Below are 631 nucleotides of genomic sequence, written 5' to 3'. Positions count from 1 at the left end.
GTAGGTAACATGCGCTCCAGCAACTCGCCGTGTACGCCTGGCCGCGTCTGGAGTGATTTCAACACGGATTCGGCCACTTTCTGCTTTCTCATCGCCGAGATTTCACTGTCCGACTGATACCAGCCGCCGAGAATGTGCTCAAACAGTTCATTTTGCATCTCGAGTAACTGTTCTGACAGCCGCGCCAGCTTGTTTTCCCGTTTGACTTCGGTATTCAGCCAGTTAGCCATGCGTTTTACACCGCGTTCATCCGTCGCCAGCATGGTTCCCCAGGATTCTCCCGGGTTACCCACGTAGCGTTGAACGCCTTCATCGTAGTGCGTGTTGTGTAACACGCGCTGATCGAATTTGGTGACCGCCCAGATCAGGCCAGGTTTATGCTGACTGCGCTGTTGCGCCGTTTCCCCTTGCGTCTGTTTCACCCAGTAGTCGAGCGCTTTGCCGACCGCTTTGACATCGGCGCGCCGGTCTACCGCCGTGCAGACCATCAACAGATTAATGGCATGCTGCTCGGTGTACCGTTCCAGCAAATAGCTTGCCTTGGCGTGCAGCAGATTTTTTATCAGCACCGGATAACGTTGCACCGCGCCGTGCTCGCGATCGCCACTGGAAGCGGCGGGTACATTGCTGA

At 55.8% G+C, this 631-nt stretch carries 1 protein-coding gene; it reads right to left on the bottom strand.

From position 1 onward, the window contains the following. The coding region (locus J5224_RS33740; RefSeq protein ID WP_264629228.1) for a virulence factor SrfC family protein at positions 1-631 on the bottom strand (631 nt) is incomplete at both ends.

It is taken from the genome of Candidatus Symbiopectobacterium sp. NZEC135, assembly GCF_025962695.1.
This window is presented reverse-complemented; position numbering and strand designations above follow the sequence as displayed.